Here is a 13,208-nt window from a genome sequence, read left to right as displayed (position 1 = left end):
CGGGTCTACCGATCCGAATGTCCCAAATCGCGCTGCGGCCACGCCACGTCGCGGACGCGCTGCTTCAGTGCCTTCGCCTCGGGAAACCCACCATCTTCCTTGCGGTCCCAGATCGTCTGTCCGTCGAGCGTGATGACGAAGATGCCGCCGGTGCCGGGGAGAAGCGCGACTTCGGCCAGATCCTGGCCGAAGGTCGCGAGCAGCTCCTGCGCCATCCAGGCCGCGCGCAGCATCCAGTTGCACTGTGTGCAATAGGTGATCGCGATGCGCGGGCGGACGGTTTCGCTCATCAGGCGGCGGAGAGTTTCGCCATCGTGGCCTCGTCAACCTCGAAATTGGCGTAGACGTTCTGCACGTCGTCATCGTCCTCGAGCGTGGCGACGAGCTTGAGGATCGACTGCGCCTTTTCCTCGTCGACCGGGGTGTCGGTCTGCGGACGCCAGATCGCCTTGACCGATTCGGCCTCGCCGAGAGCCGCTTCGAGGCCGGACGTCACATCGCCGATGTCCTCGAAGGCGCAGTAGATCGTGTGGCCTTCCTCGTCCGACTGGACGTCCTCGGCGCCGACCTCGATCGCCGCTTCCATCACCTTGTCGGCGTCGCCGGCTTCGAGCTTGTAGACGATCTCGCCGACCCGATCGAACATGAAGGCGACCGAGCCGGTTTCGCCCATCGCGCCGCCGGACTTGGTGAAGGCCGCGCGGACGTTGGAGGCGGTGCGGTTGCGGTTGTCGGTCAGCGCCTCGACGATGACGGCGACGCCGCCCGGCCCGTAGCCCTCGTAGCGCACTTCCTCGTAGGTTTCCGCATCGCCGCCGGCGGCCTTGTTGATGGCGCGCTGGATGTTGTCCTTCGGCATGGACTGGGCCTTGGCGTTCTGGACGGCCAGACGCAGGCGCGGGTTCATCGCGGGATCGGGCGCTCCCATCTTGGCAGCGACGGTGATCTCGCGCGCGAGCTTGGAAAACATCTTGGAACGCACCGCATCCTGGCGGCCCTTGCGGTGCATGATGTTCTTGAACTGTGAATGGCCGGCCATGGCACCCCTGTCGATCGTTCGGCTGAGTGGAAAATTTGGCCGGGTTATAATGAAAACCGCCATGGGCGTCCAGAAGCCCGGCCTCGCGCAATCGTGACACACCAGGGCGGATGCCACGGTTACGCTGGGGAAGAAACCTGTCCGGGAGCCCGCTCATGAAACTGCTGTCCGCCGCCGGCCTCGTTGCCCTTCTCACCGTTGCGGCCGCCGCCCAGGAGGCGCCGCCCGACGCGCCCGTGCCGAGCCAGTGCCTGGCGATCGCGCAAACCGTGCCGAACGTCGTCTATGCGAATTTCACGCAGGTGCAGGCGGAAGAGGAAACGGTCACGATCACCTATGCCGGACATTCGACCTATCTGATCGAGACGCCGGGCGGGGTCAGGATCGCGACCGATTTTTCGGGTGCCTACGGGGCCGACCCGCTGCCCGACGTCATCACCATGAACAAGGCCCACAGCACGCATTTCACGCTCAACCCCGATCCGCGCATCGGGCATGTCCTGCCGGGATGGGGCGAGGACGGGCCGGCGCGCCATGCGGTGGTGGTCGAGGACGTCTATATCCGCAACGTGCCGACCGACATCATGCGCTGGGGCGCGAGCGAGGAAGGCGCCAATTCGATCTTCATCTTCGAGGTGGCGGGCCTGTGCATCGGGCATCTCGGCCATCTGCATCACGCGCTCGCGCCCGAGCATTATGGCGCGATCGGCCGGCTCGACGTGGTGATGGTGCCGATCGATGGCGGCATGACGCTGTCGCTCGGCGACGTTTCGGAGATCACGACGCGGCTGCAATCCTCGATCGTCCTGCCGATGCACCGCTTCTCGACGCCGATCTCGACCTTCGCGGCCATGATCGGCGAGAATTTCGAGGTTGAATATCGCGACAGCCGGTCCTTCGACGTGTCGCTGCGCACCCTTCCGCGGCGGCCGACCGTGCTCATCCTCGAAGGCGTCTGAGCACGGTCGGCCGCCCCTGGTCAGTGGGCGGGCGTGACGGCGTCAGTGACGGCAGCCGCAGCCTTCGTCTTCTTGCGTCGCGCCAGCATGTTCAGCCCCTCGACCAGCGCCGAGAAGCCCATCGCGGCGTAGATGTAGCCCTTGGGCACATGGAAGCCCATGCCTTCGGCGATCAGCGTCATGCCGATCATCAGGAGGAAGGCCAGCGCCAGCATGACGATGGTCGGGTTCTTGGCGATGAAGTTTGCAAGCGGCGTCGCGGCGACCAGCATCACCGCCACCGTGACGATGACCGCGATGTACATGATCGCGATGTGCTCGGTCATGCCGACGGCGGTGATGATCGAATCGACCGAGAAGACGAGATCGAGCAGCAGGATCTGGAAGATGGCGGCGCCCATGGTCACGTTGACGGCGCGGCTGACCATGTCTTCCTTCTGGTCCACCGGATCGACCGTGTGATGGATTTCCTTGGTCGCCTTCCAGACCAGGAACAGGCCGCCGGCCAGAAGGATAATGTCCTTCCAGGAGAAGGGCTCTCCGAACAGCGTGAAGACCGGCTCGGTCAACTGCACGATGAAGGCGACCGTGCCGAGCAGGATCAGGCGCATGACGAGCGCGCCGCCGATGCCGAGGCGCCGGGCGCGCTCGCGCTGATGTTCGGGCAGCTTGTTGGACAGGATGGAGATGAAGATGAGGTTGTCGATGCCGAGGACGACCTCCAGCGCAACCAGCGTTGCAAGCGCAACCCAGGCGGTGGGGTCGTTCAGCCAGTCAAAGTAGCCGGCGAGCCATTCCATTGTCGTGATTCCAGCCGCAAAGGATCGGGTGCGGGTGCCCTCTGTCGCGAATCGTTAGGTGCCGGCCAAGGGGTCGTCAACAAACGGTTCGCAACAATGGCGAAACAGACGATTAGTTCCAGAAGGCCGGGATGGTTTCTTCGAGCCGCGGCCCGAGCCGCAACGGCGCGATCTTCTCGGCAAGGCCGGTGCGGTCGGATATCTCTACGCTCACGCCGCAGATCGTGGCAGGACCGGACGCGGCCTCGAAGCGACCTTTCGCGACCTTCGAGAGGAACCGGTTCAGCGGTTCCTCCTTGTCCATGCCGAGCGAGGAATCGTAATCGCCGCACATGCCGGCATCGGTCAGATAGGCGGTGCCGCCATTGAGAATCTGGTGGTCGGCGGTCGGATGATGGGTGTGGGTGCCGACGACGAGGCTCGCGCGGCCGTCGACAAAATGGCCGAAGCACATCTTTTCCGACGTCGCCTCGGCATGGAAGTCGATCACCACCGCATCGGCCTGTTCGCCGAGCGGGCAGGCGGCCAGTTCCTCCTCGGCGCATTTGAACGGGTCGTCGAGCTCGGGATGCATGAAGACCCGGCCCATGATGTTGGAGACGAGCACGCGGGCGCCGTTCTTCGCCAGGTAAAGGCCGGTGCCGCGTCCCGGCGTGCCTTTCGGGAAGTTCGCGGGCCGCAGGAAACGCTCCTCGTGGGGGGCGAATTGCAGCGCCTCGCGCTGGTCCCAGACATGATTGCCGGTGGTGACGACATCGGCGCCGGCGTCGAGCGTCAGGCGGAAGATCTCCTCGGTGATGCCGAAGCCGCCGGCGGCGTTCTCGCCATTGACGATGACGAAGTCGAGTTTGAAATCGGAGACGAGACCCGGCAGCCGGTCGAAGACCGCAGTCCGGCCCGTCCGCCCAACCATGTCGCCCAGAAAGAGAAGTCGCATCGCCTCCCTATAGCCCGTTCGGAAAGGGGCGCAACCCGCTTTCCGTCAGGATTTCGGGAAGCTGGACGTCATGGTCCTGGTCGGGCACGCGCTCGACCTCCTGGCAGTCGAAGGCGATGGCGACGAGGCGCGGGGCATGTCCGCGCGTCGTCATCGCATCGATCGCGCGGTCGTAATAGCCCGCGCCATAGCCGATCCGGTGGCCGCGATCGTCGAAGGCGGCGAGCGGGATCAGCATCAGGTCGGGATCGAGTTCGGCGGCATCGGGGCCGGGTCCAAAGGTGCCGAAGCCCATGCCGATCATCTGGGCATCGCGGACGAGCTCGCGAAAGACGATGGTCTTCCTGTCGAGGATGGCGGGGAGACAAAGCCGCGCGCCGCGCTCGCGCAGCGCGAACATCAGCGGCCGCACGTCCACTTCCGAGCGCATCGGCCAGAATCCGGAGACGACCATGCCGGGCTCGACGCCGAGAAGGTCAGCGGCTTCGGCCATGCGCAGCGAGACCTCGATGCGCCATTGCGGATCGAGCCCGTCGCGCCGCGCAAGCGCTTCCTCGCGCAGGGCCTTCTTCAGTTCGCGTGGGTTCATGTTCCGCCCTCCTGTCCATCCCCGATTACAGATCGAAGCGGGAAACGGAAGGGGAGAAGGCGACATGGCGGTGTCGCGCGCGGGCGAATGGAAGGAGGAGAAAGCGAACCACGACGACCGATGGAGAGGTTGATCCCGGGTGCCTACAACGTAGGTGGGCGCCGTGTGTCCGGACCCACGGGTCCGGCCAGGGACAGCTCCCTTGAGATCAGTAAGGCCCCGAGAATTAAGTTACTCCTGTCGAGAAGCGCAGAACGCAATGCTCAATATAGGCGCAGCCCCGGCGTTTCGCCAGCGGCGTTCACGCCGGGATGCCGGATTTCGTGACGGGGTGCGCAAGCCGCGTCACGGCGCGGCGACATGCCGGCGCGCCGTTCTGGCGCGTGGTTGTTTTGCCAGTGAATTCGAACACGCTCATATTCCGGTCCATGGCCAACCGGCCGGTTCGACAGACGAAAGGTTCCAGAGAAACGGTCACGAAGCTGCGATCAATACGGTGACGGATTGTTCAATGTTGAACACATTGCGACCCCTTAGCCGATTTCCCAAATGACAGTTATCGGACGGCATCAACCGCCGCCTCGAATATTCACACGGTCCCAACCGCGCTTCCTCTCGAAGGGTGCCGGACCAAACCAAGGAGTACCACCATGAACCGCATTCTTCTCGCTTCCGCTCTCGTCCTCGGCGTTTCGGGCGCAGCTTTCGCCCAGCAGGCTCCCTACGAATACGGCAATTACGACGCCGCCGTCCTTGGACAGCTCAACGACGCGCTTTCGGGTTCCACCATCGCCGTCGCCCCGTCCGGCAATTTCGAGACCATGACGACCGCCTCGATCGACGACATGTCGACGGCGTCCTTCGCTCCGGCGGCTTCGACCGAGAACGTCTACAACGCCTGGCAGGCCAACAATTCCGGCCGCTGACATTCATATCCTCCCCAACTCCAACCCCGCAGCGCTCCGTGCTGCGGGGTTTTTTCGTGACGGGTTCTTGCGCGGGCGAAAGCCCCTCCCTACTGTCCGCCCCTGTTTGGAAAACGGAGTTTGCGGATGCGTTTCGAAGGGACATCTTCCTATGTCGCCGACAAGGATCTGATGGTTGCCGTCAATGCGGCGATCGCGCTGGAACGGCCGCTTCTGGTCAAGGGCGAACCTGGCACCGGCAAGACCGAACTGGCCAGGCAGATTGCTGCCGCGCTCGGGCTCGACCTTCTCGAATGGCACGTCAAGTCGACCACCAAGGCGCAGCAGGGCCTCTACGAATATGACGCCGTCTCGCGCCTGCGCGACAGCCAACTCGGCGACGCGCGCTTCAACGACATCCGCAACTACATCAAGCGCGGCAAATTGTGGGAGGCGTTCGCGACTGACCGCAAGGTCGTGCTCCTGATCGACGAGATCGATAAGGCCGACATCGAATTCCCGAACGACCTCCTTCAGGAACTCGATAAAATGCAGTTCTACGTCTACGAGACCGGCGAGACGGTGAGCGCCGTCCACCGCCCGATCGTCATCATCACCTCGAACAACGAGAAGGAACTGCCGGACGCCTTTCTGCGCCGCTGCTTCTTCCACTATATCCGTTTCCCCGACGCCGAGACGCTGTCGAAAATCGTCGACGTCCATTATCCGGGCATCAAGCAGAATCTCGTGCGCTCAGCGCTGGCGCAGTTCTACGAGGTGCGCGAGGTGCCGGGCCTGAAGAAGAAGCCCTCGACCTCCGAGGCGCTGGACTGGATAAGGCTGCTCGTCGCCGACGACGTCGATCCGGCCGATCTTCGGGCGGACCCGAAGAACGCGCTGCCCAAGCTGCATGGTGCGCTCCTGAAGAACGAGCAGGACGTGCATCTGTTCGAAAAACTCGCCTTCATGGCGCGCCGGCAAGGCTGATCGCACGAAAAAGCCCCGCTCGGAGGCGGGGCTTAATCGGGTGTCATAAGGGTTGCCCGGCGGGTTATTCGGCCGGTTCGGTGGCCGGAGCCGTATCGGCAGGCGCCTCGTCGGCGGGAGCCGGGGCGGTGTCAGCAGCCGGTGCCTCGGCGGCCGGTGCTGTCGCATCGCCGGCTGGCGCGGTGGCCGCAGGCTCCTCGATGACGGCGCCGCCCGGATCGGTCGCGGTGTCGGTACCCGGCGACCAGTTCATGAACACCAGAAGCGCAACGACGATCGCAGCGGCGACGACGCCGATGACGAGGACGTTGGAGCCACCCGAACGGCCCGTATTGTCGACGACGACGGTGTCGGACGGACGCGCCGCGCCGGTCGCCGGATCGACGATGCGGGGATCGTTGGCAGCATGACGGGGGTCCGCGGGATCGGCGGGGTTGCGCGGGTCACGCGCGATCGGATCGCGATTGTGCAGGGGGTCGGCCATGGTTCAGGCTCCTCAAGATGACTTATCGGAACCTCAACGTTCACGAAGCCGTGCAGTTCCCGAGGGTCATTTGCGTACCGGGATCGGCGTTGCGGAATAGCCGGAACGTTCGAGAAGCGCGACGACCCCTTCTTCGCCCGGCAAGTGCAGCGCGCCGATCGCCACGAAGGCGCCGCCGGCATCCAGCAGCGGCTTCATGCGCTCGGCCATCGTCCGGTTGCGATCGACGATGACCGACTGCTCGAAACCTGCAATGGCGACGCCATCCGATCCGTCGCCGGGAAGCGCCGCCTCGAAGAAGGGCCAGTAGAGGCCCGGTGCGCCGCGCCTGTGGATGACGATCATCGTCTCGATGACGTCGTCGATCGTCTCGCCCATCGCCAGCGTCTCGACGAGCGCGCGGATGTGGAAGTCGAGCGGCAGAGCAGCCATGGCGCCGAGTTGCTCGGCCGTCGTCTCCAGTCCCTCGATCTTCATGCCCGCCGTCTCGGCGCGGGTTGCCAGCGCGACGTCGAGGATTTCGGCGCCGGCGGATTTGCGCGCGAGTTCGCAGGTCGGCAGCGTCACCATCGCCGCGATCATCCACGGCTTCATCTTGTCGAGGGAGGCGAGGGACATCCCGCGTTCGGTCATCGCGGCTTCGACCTTCACGCGATCCTGCCGGCCGAGAAGCGAGGACAAGGTCGTCGCGTCGGTGAACATCATCAGATCCGGGTGCGTCGCCATCGTCGCCATCATCGCGGCGGGATCGAGGATGTCGGTCGTCTCGATCACCAGCGTTCCGGAGGCATCGAAGGCGGCGCCGGCTTCGGTATCCAGTTCCGCGATGCGCGGATCGGTGACGTGCATTGTGCCGTAGAGATGCGAGACCGCGCCTTCCGGCGTCTCGATTCGCCACAGCATGGCCTCGCCATTCGGCGTTTCGGCCGAAGCGTCGAGCAGGCGCGCATAGGCGGCCGGATCGTCGCGCTCCATGATCGCGAGAAGATCGTCGCCGGTGCACACGGCCTCGGCCTGCGCGGCCCAGATGCCGGCGAAAAGGATGAGCGTGAAACTGGCGAAGGCGAGCGTCGTCAGCGCGGCGAGGAGGCGCAGCGCGGTATCGGCAAGGCGGTCGGGATCGAGGCGCATCAACATGGCCGAAGCCTAGCGGGGATTTGAGGCGAAATCGTTAAGCGGCGGAGCGGCCGCGCGGATGGGCCCTGTCGTAGATTTCAAGGAGGCGCGCGGAATCGACGCCGGTATAGATCTGCGTCGTCGAGAGGCTCGCATGGCCCAGCAGTTCCTGGATCGCGCGCAGGTCGCCGCCGCGTGCCAGAAGGTGCGTCGCGAAGGAATGGCGCAGGGCGTGCGGCGTGGCGGTGTCCGGCAGGTTCAATGCGGAGCGCATCTTCTTCATTTCACGCTGGATGATGGCGGGCGCGAGCGGGCCGCCCTTCGCGCCGCAGAACAGCGGTTTTCCGGCTTCCAGATGCCACGGGCAGAGGCGGCGATAGTCGGCGATGGCGGCGAGCGCCGCGGGCAGGACCGGGACGAGCCGCGTCTTGCCGCCCTTGCCGGTGACGCGCAGGATGGTGTCGCCCTCGGCTGCCAGAGCGTCGCCGGTGAGACCGAGCGCTTCGGAAATGCGCAGGCCGCAGGCGTAGAGCAGCGTCAGCACGGCGGCGTTGCGCGCCGCGATCCAGGGTTCCTCGGCGAGCTGGTCGCCAGTCGAGACGACGCGGCGGGCATCCGATGCCGTCAGGGGCTTGGGCAGGGATTTCGGCTGTCTGGGCGAGCGCAGCGCCGAGGCGCCGGCGGAGTTGACCAGGCCGCGCCGCTCCAGAAACTTCAGTAGCGAGCGGATGCCGGCAAGGCCGCGCCCCAGCGTGCGTGGGCCCGCGCCCTCGTTGCGCCGGGCGGCAAGAAAGGCGCGCAGGTCCGCCGGGCGCAGGTCGGCGATGTCGGCGATCGCCGGCGGGGCGCCGAGATGGCCGGTCAGGAACTGGAAGAACTGGCGCGTGTCGCGCTCATAGGCCGCGACCGTCAAAGCGGCCAGCCGGCGCTCGTGGCCAAGCGATTTCAGCCAGGCCGCACGGGCGTCCTGAAGGTCGGGCTTTGCGGTGACGAGGAATTCGGACATGGCGCATCTTCGCCGTCCAAGGTTGACAGGCGGTGAAGGGCGGCGTTTGAAGCGGGCGAAACAGGAAGATATTCGATGAATGATGAGCGGGTTCTGATGGCGGTGATCGGCGCGCCGCATGGCGTGCGCGGCGAGGTGCGGGTGAAGACCTTCACCGGCGATCCGATGGCGCTCGGCGATTACGGGCCGCTCACCGATGCCAAAGGCAAGGTGTATACGATCGCCCATCTGCGCCCGTCGAAGACCGTCGTCGTCGCACGCATCAGGGAGATCACGACGCGCGAAGCGGCGGAAGCTGCGAACGGGACGGAACTCTATGTCGCCCGCAGCGCCCTGCCGGACGATCTGGACGAGGACGAATTCTATCAGACCGACCTGATTGGGCTCGATGCGATCGATGCGGCGGGTTCGAAGATCGGCTCGGTCAGAGCGATGCACGATTTCGGCGCCGGCGACATCATCGAACTGACGCTGGCGACGGGCGGGACGGCGATGGTGCCCTTCACCCGCGCCGCCGTGCCGCAGGTCCTGCTCGCCGATCGCCGCATCGTCGTCGATCCGGCCGCAGCCGGGCTGCTGCCCGACGAGGAAGAGGAACGCCCGTGACGTTCCGCGCGACGGTCCTGACGCTCTATCCGGAGATGTTTCCCGGCACGCTCGGCCACTCCCTTGCCGGCCGGGCGTTGGCCGAGGGCACCTGGTCGCTCGACACGGTTCAGATCCGCGATTTCGCCACCGACCGCCACCGCACGGTTGACGACACGCCGGCCGGCGGCGGTGCCGGCATGGTGCTGAAGGCCGACATCATCGCCAAGGCCGTCGACCACGCCTCACCGCAGGGCGACCCGCGTCCGCGTCTCCTGATGAGCCCGCGCGGGCGGCCGCTGACGCAGGCGCGCGTGCGCGAACTGGCCGCCGGGCCCGGCGCCGTGATCCTGTGCGGCCGGTTCGAAGGCGTCGACCAGCGCGTGATCGACGCGCGCGGCCTCGAGGAGGTGTCGATCGGCGACTACATATTGTCGGGCGGGGAGGTTGCCGCGCAGGTCCTGCTCGACGCCGTGATTCGCATCCTGCCGGGCGTGATGGGCAATGCAGTGTCGGGCGAAGAAGAGAGTTTCGAGAGCGGAATGCTGGAGCACCCGCACTACACACGTCCGGCAATCTTCGAGGGCGTGTCGATCCCGGAGGTCCTGATTTCGGGCAATCACGGCAAGATCGCCGAGTGGCGGCGGGCGAAGGCGCTCGAACTGACGCGCGCGCGGCGTCCCGATCTCCTGACGGACCTGCCTGGCGAAAAATGAAGCCGCAGACGTGACAACCGGTCGAAACGCGTGTATGAGCGCGTCGCTGAGCCCGGATTGTCGATCCGGACCCGTCAATAATTACTGACCACCGCTCCTGCTTCCCGGTCTTGCGCCGGTTCGCATAGCCTGCCGGTCCATCGAGACTGAGAAGGCGAGTGCCGAGCGCTCTGGCTGTTCGAAGAACAAGAAGAGGTTTAATCCGATGGACATCATCCGTCAGCTCGATGCCGAACAGGCAGCCAAGATCGAAGCCAAGCGCACGCTTCCCGAATTCCAGCCGGGCGATACCGTCCGCGTCCTCGTCCGCGTCACCGAAGGCACGCGTACCCGCGTGCAGGCCTACGAAGGCGTGTGCATCGCGCGTTCGGGCGCCGGCCTGAACGAGAACTTCACCGTCCGCAAGATCTCGTATGGCGAGGGCGTCGAGCGCGTGTTCCCGATCTATTCGCCGATGGTCGAAGGCGTCGAGATCGTCCGCCGCGGCAAGGTGCGCCGCGCCAAGCTCTATTATCTGCGCGACCGTCGCGGCAAGTCGGCGCGCATCGTCGAGAACACGAGCGTTCGCGCCCGCAAGCTCAACGACGCCGAACGCGAAGCCGCCAATGCCGAGAAGGCCCGCATCGAGGCCGAGAAGGTCGCGGCCGCTCAGGCGCTCGCCGCCGAGAAGGCGGCTGCGGACAAGGCTGCCGCCGACGAGAAGGCAGCAGCCGAGGTCGACAACGCATAAATATTCCGCCTCGAGCGGATGGAAGAAGGGCACGGGGTTTCCGCGCCCTTTTTTTCGTTTTGCGCGGCTGAGAAGCCGGCTATGGAGGAAGACGCCGCCAACCGGACCCCGACTTCTCCATGAGCGATCTCGTCGCCGACTTCACCCATCCAACCCACATGCCCTTCACGGTCATCGCGGCGCGGCTTCTCGTTGCGGCGCTTCTCGGTGCCCTGGTCGGCTTCGAACGGGAATGGCGACACCATCCCGCGGGCCTTCGCACGCACATGCTGGTCGCGCTCGCCTCGGCCGCCTTCGCCATTCTCGGCATCGAGATCGTCCATTCGAACCAGTTCGAATCCGACGGCGCGCGGCTCGACCCGATCCGCATGATCGAGGCGGTGACGGCGGGCGTCGCCTTTCTTGCCGCCGGCTCCATCATCTTCGCGCGGGGGAAGGTGCAGGGGCTGACGACCGGCGCCGGCCTGTGGCTCGCCGGCGCCATCGGGCTCGCAGCCGGGCTTGGCTTCTGGCAGGTCGCGGCCTTCGCCACGCTGCTCGCCCTCTTCATTCTTGGCCTGATGCACCAGATGGAAAAACGGCTCGGCCGCCTCGACGGGAAGGCCGGCCCGCCGGACGACTGACGGCTGGAGCGTTGAAGGCGGCCCGAAAGGCTGGTAATGAAACCCTCCATGGAAAAGCTCTTCGGGAACCCGGCCTATAAGAGGTTCGTGCTGCAGGATCGCAAGCGCCTGCCGTCCCGTTTCTTCGCGCGGTTTTCCGGCGCGACGGCGAGTCTTGCGCGCTAGGCGCGCGTCTCGTCTTCCGCCCTTTTCCAACTGCTTTCTGACCGAACGGACTCCACGCCATGAGCGCACCGCGTACCCTCTACGACAAGATCTTCGACGACCACGTCGTCGACCGCCAGGATGACGGCACCTGCCTTCTCTACATCGATCGCCATCTGGTTCATGAAGTCACGAGCCCGCAGGCGTTCGAAGGGCTGCGCATGGCCGGCCGCAAGGTGCGCCATCCCGAAAAGACGCTCGCCGTCGTCGACCACAACGTCCCGACCTCGCCCGACCGCAAGGACGGCATCAAGAACGAGGAAAGCCGCATCCAGGTCGAGGCGCTGGCGAAGAACGCGGCCGATTTCGGCATCGACTATTATGACGAGGTCGACATCCGCCAGGGCATCGTCCACATCATCGGGCCGGAGCAGGGCTTCACCCTGCCGGGCATGACGATCGTGTGCGGCGACAGCCACACCTCGACCCATGGCGCGTTCGGCGCACTCGCTCACGGCATCGGAACGTCCGAGGTCGAGCACGTGCTCGCCACGCAGACGCTGATCCAGAACAAGGCGAAGAACATGCTGGTGCGCGTCGACGGGCAGTTGCCTCAAGGCGTCACCGCCAAGGACATCATCCTCGCCATCATCGGCGAGATCGGCACAGCCGGCGGCACCGGCTACGTCATCGAATATGCCGGCGAGGCGATCCGCGCGCTGTCGATGGAAGGGCGGATGACGATCTGCAACATGTCGATCGAAGGCGGCGCCCGCGCCGGCCTGATCGCGCCCGACGAGACGACTTTCGCCTATGTGAAGGACAAGCCGCGCGCGCCGAAGGGCAAAGCGTGGGACATGGCGCTCGACTACTGGAAGACGCTGCAATCCGACGAGGGCGCGCATTACGACAAGGTCGTGGTGCTCGACGCGGCCAATCTGCCGCCGATCGTCTCCTGGGGCTCCTCGCCCGAGGACGTCGTCTCGGTGACCGGCGAGGTGCCGGACCCGGCCGCGATCCTTGACGAGAACAAGCGCACCTCCAAGCAGCGCGCGCTCGACTATATGGGCCTGACGCCGGGCACGAAGATCACCGACATCACCATCGACCGCGTCTTCATCGGCTCCTGCACCAATGGCCGGATCGAGGATCTGCGCGCCGCCGCCGCCGTCATCGAGGGCCGCAAGGTCGCGGCCACCGTCGACGCGATGATCGTTCCCGGCTCGGGCCTCGTCAAGCAACAGGCCGAGGCGGAAGGGCTGGACAAGGTCTTCATCGAAGCCGGCTTCGACTGGCGCGAGCCGGGCTGCTCCATGTGCCTGGCGATGAACGACGACCGCCTCAAGCCGCAGGAGCGCTGCGCCTCGACCTCGAACCGCAATTTCGAGGGCCGTCAGGGCTTCAAGGGGCGCACCCACCTCGTCTCTCCCGCAATGGCCGCGGCCGCTGCGATCGCTGGACACTTCGTCGACATCCGGGAGTGGAAATAGTCCAGGCGACGGCTCGCTTCCGCGGGTTCGCATTTCCGCGAGTTCGCGCATCGCGCGTTACGGAATGTTGAGGTTTGCCCCTTAGCATCCGGGCCGAA

General features: G+C 65.6%; 16 protein-coding genes and 1 other RNA gene. 8 read left to right on the top strand and 9 right to left on the bottom strand.

Annotation, left to right across the window (positions count from 1 at the left end; genetic code table 11):
* Positions 1-5: 5 nt before the first annotated feature.
* Both PZ895_RS06690 and PZ895_RS06685 read right to left on the bottom strand, forming a co-directional pair.
* Positions 6-290 carry a SelT/SelW/SelH family protein gene (locus PZ895_RS06690; RefSeq protein WP_275838240.1) on the bottom strand — a complete coding sequence of 95 codons (285 nt, stop codon included), beginning with the start codon at positions 288-290 and terminating at the stop codon, positions 6-8.
* On the bottom strand, positions 290-1,039 hold the full coding sequence (locus PZ895_RS06685; RefSeq protein ID WP_275838239.1) for a YebC/PmpR family DNA-binding transcriptional regulator: 750 nt from the start codon (positions 1,037-1,039) through the stop codon (positions 290-292). The genes PZ895_RS06690 and PZ895_RS06685 overlap by 1 nt, the downstream gene beginning before the upstream one ends.
* Positions 1,040-1,194: 155 nt before the next feature.
* On the opposite strand from PZ895_RS06685, the gene PZ895_RS06680 reads away from it, so the two are divergent.
* Complete coding sequence (locus tag PZ895_RS06680; protein WP_275838238.1) at positions 1,195-1,998, top strand: MBL fold metallo-hydrolase; 804 nt, start codon at positions 1,195-1,197, stop codon at positions 1,996-1,998.
* Between the two features lie 20 nt (positions 1,999-2,018).
* On the opposite strand, the gene PZ895_RS06675 is transcribed toward PZ895_RS06680, so the two are convergent.
* From PZ895_RS06675 to ssrS, 4 genes are all read right to left on the bottom strand, one after another.
* The gene (locus PZ895_RS06675; RefSeq protein WP_275838237.1) at positions 2,019-2,798 is read right to left on the bottom strand and encodes a TerC family protein; all 780 of its coding nucleotides are present in this window, start codon (positions 2,796-2,798) and stop codon (positions 2,019-2,021) included.
* Positions 2,799-2,910: 112 nt separating this feature from the next.
* The gene (locus PZ895_RS06670) at positions 2,911-3,735 is read right to left on the bottom strand and encodes a TIGR00282 family metallophosphoesterase (RefSeq protein ID WP_275838236.1); all 825 of its coding nucleotides are present in this window, start codon (positions 3,733-3,735) and stop codon (positions 2,911-2,913) included.
* Positions 3,736-3,742: 7 nt separating this feature from the next.
* Entirely contained in the window at positions 3,743-4,324 is a 582-nt protein-coding gene (locus PZ895_RS06665) for a 5-formyltetrahydrofolate cyclo-ligase (protein WP_275838235.1), read from the bottom strand.
* Positions 4,325-4,425: 101 nt separating this feature from the next.
* Positions 4,426-4,583, bottom strand: a non-coding RNA gene (ssrS, locus tag PZ895_RS06660) — 6S RNA.
* 391 nt (positions 4,584-4,974) lie between these two features.
* Here ssrS and PZ895_RS06655 point away from each other — a divergent pair.
* Positions 4,975-5,250: a hypothetical protein gene (locus PZ895_RS06655; protein WP_275838234.1), complete on the top strand. Its 276-nt coding sequence runs from the start codon at positions 4,975-4,977 to the stop codon at positions 5,248-5,250.
* Between the two features lie 126 nt (positions 5,251-5,376).
* Positions 5,377-6,216 (top strand): MoxR family ATPase, encoded by an 840-nt coding sequence (locus tag PZ895_RS06650; RefSeq protein ID WP_275838233.1) that lies wholly within the window; start codon positions 5,377-5,379, stop codon positions 6,214-6,216.
* A gap of 64 nt (positions 6,217-6,280) precedes the next feature.
* Here PZ895_RS06650 and PZ895_RS06645 read toward each other — a convergent pair whose 3' ends face one another.
* From PZ895_RS06645 to PZ895_RS06635, 3 genes are all read right to left on the bottom strand, one after another.
* Entirely contained in the window at positions 6,281-6,700 is a 420-nt protein-coding gene (locus PZ895_RS06645) for a hypothetical protein (protein WP_275838232.1), read from the bottom strand.
* A gap of 66 nt (positions 6,701-6,766) precedes the next feature.
* On the bottom strand, positions 6,767-7,837 hold the full coding sequence (locus tag PZ895_RS06640) for a TraB/GumN family protein (protein ID WP_275838231.1): 1,071 nt from the start codon (positions 7,835-7,837) through the stop codon (positions 6,767-6,769).
* A 34-nt stretch (positions 7,838-7,871) separates the two neighbouring features.
* Positions 7,872-8,822, bottom strand: a complete 951-nt coding sequence (locus tag PZ895_RS06635) for a tyrosine recombinase XerC (RefSeq protein WP_275838230.1) — start codon at positions 8,820-8,822, stop codon at positions 7,872-7,874.
* Positions 8,823-8,897: 75 nt separating this feature from the next.
* Here PZ895_RS06635 and rimM point away from each other — a divergent pair, with 75 nt between their 5' ends.
* The 5 genes from rimM to leuC all read left to right on the top strand — a co-directional run bounded on the left by rimM (position 8,898) and on the right by leuC (position 13,110).
* The gene (rimM, locus tag PZ895_RS06630) at positions 8,898-9,428 is read left to right on the top strand and encodes a ribosome maturation factor RimM (protein ID WP_275838229.1); all 531 of its coding nucleotides are present in this window, start codon (positions 8,898-8,900) and stop codon (positions 9,426-9,428) included.
* Positions 9,425-10,123, top strand: a complete 699-nt coding sequence (gene trmD, locus PZ895_RS06625) for a tRNA (guanosine(37)-N1)-methyltransferase TrmD (protein WP_275838228.1) — start codon at positions 9,425-9,427, stop codon at positions 10,121-10,123. Before rimM ends, trmD begins: the two co-directional genes overlap by 4 nt.
* Positions 10,124-10,328: 205 nt before the next feature.
* Positions 10,329-10,853: a 50S ribosomal protein L19 gene (gene rplS / locus PZ895_RS06620; RefSeq protein ID WP_275838227.1), complete on the top strand. Its 525-nt coding sequence runs from the start codon at positions 10,329-10,331 to the stop codon at positions 10,851-10,853.
* A 119-nt stretch (positions 10,854-10,972) separates the two neighbouring features.
* Positions 10,973-11,476, top strand: a complete 504-nt coding sequence (locus PZ895_RS06615; protein ID WP_275838226.1) for an MgtC/SapB family protein — start codon at positions 10,973-10,975, stop codon at positions 11,474-11,476.
* A gap of 224 nt (positions 11,477-11,700) precedes the next feature.
* Positions 11,701-13,110: a 3-isopropylmalate dehydratase large subunit gene (leuC, locus tag PZ895_RS06610; RefSeq protein ID WP_275838225.1), complete on the top strand. Its 1,410-nt coding sequence runs from the start codon at positions 11,701-11,703 to the stop codon at positions 13,108-13,110.
* Positions 13,111-13,208 lie beyond the last annotated feature (98 nt).

The sequence above is a fragment of the Mesorhizobium sp. YIM 152430 genome (assembly GCF_029210365.1).
Taxonomy (GTDB): domain Bacteria; phylum Pseudomonadota; class Alphaproteobacteria; order Rhizobiales; family Rhizobiaceae; genus Aliihoeflea.
The sequence above is the reverse complement of the archived record's forward strand: the minus strand, read 5'-3'. Positions and strand labels throughout refer to the sequence as shown.

Coding starts and splice junctions, on each gene's coding strand:
- PZ895_RS06635 (WP_275838230.1), bottom strand. CDS start 8,822: ATGTCCGAATTCCTCGTCACCGCAAAGCCCGACCTTCAGGACGCCCGT.
- PZ895_RS06670 (WP_275838236.1), bottom strand. CDS start 3,735: ATGCGACTTCTCTTTCTGGGCGACATGGTTGGGCGGACGGGCCGGACT.
- PZ895_RS06690 (WP_275838240.1), bottom strand. CDS start 290: ATGAGCGAAACCGTCCGCCCGCGCATCGCGATCACCTATTGCACACAG.
- PZ895_RS06685 (WP_275838239.1), bottom strand. CDS start 1,039: ATGGCCGGCCATTCACAGTTCAAGAACATCATGCACCGCAAGGGCCGC.
- PZ895_RS06645 (WP_275838232.1), bottom strand. CDS start 6,700: ATGGCCGACCCCCTGCACAATCGCGATCCGATCGCGCGTGACCCGCGC.
- PZ895_RS06615 (WP_275838226.1), top strand. CDS start 10,973: ATGAGCGATCTCGTCGCCGACTTCACCCATCCAACCCACATGCCCTTC.
- rimM (WP_275838229.1), top strand. CDS start 8,898: ATGAATGATGAGCGGGTTCTGATGGCGGTGATCGGCGCGCCGCATGGC.
- leuC (WP_275838225.1), top strand. CDS start 11,701: ATGAGCGCACCGCGTACCCTCTACGACAAGATCTTCGACGACCACGTC.
- PZ895_RS06665 (WP_275838235.1), bottom strand. CDS start 4,324: ATGAACCCACGCGAACTGAAGAAGGCCCTGCGCGAGGAAGCGCTTGCG.
- PZ895_RS06680 (WP_275838238.1), top strand. CDS start 1,195: ATGAAACTGCTGTCCGCCGCCGGCCTCGTTGCCCTTCTCACCGTTGCG.
- PZ895_RS06655 (WP_275838234.1), top strand. CDS start 4,975: ATGAACCGCATTCTTCTCGCTTCCGCTCTCGTCCTCGGCGTTTCGGGC.
- rplS (WP_275838227.1), top strand. CDS start 10,329: ATGGACATCATCCGTCAGCTCGATGCCGAACAGGCAGCCAAGATCGAA.
- PZ895_RS06640 (WP_275838231.1), bottom strand. CDS start 7,837: ATGTTGATGCGCCTCGATCCCGACCGCCTTGCCGATACCGCGCTGCGC.
- PZ895_RS06650 (WP_275838233.1), top strand. CDS start 5,377: ATGCGTTTCGAAGGGACATCTTCCTATGTCGCCGACAAGGATCTGATG.
- PZ895_RS06675 (WP_275838237.1), bottom strand. CDS start 2,798: ATGGAATGGCTCGCCGGCTACTTTGACTGGCTGAACGACCCCACCGCC.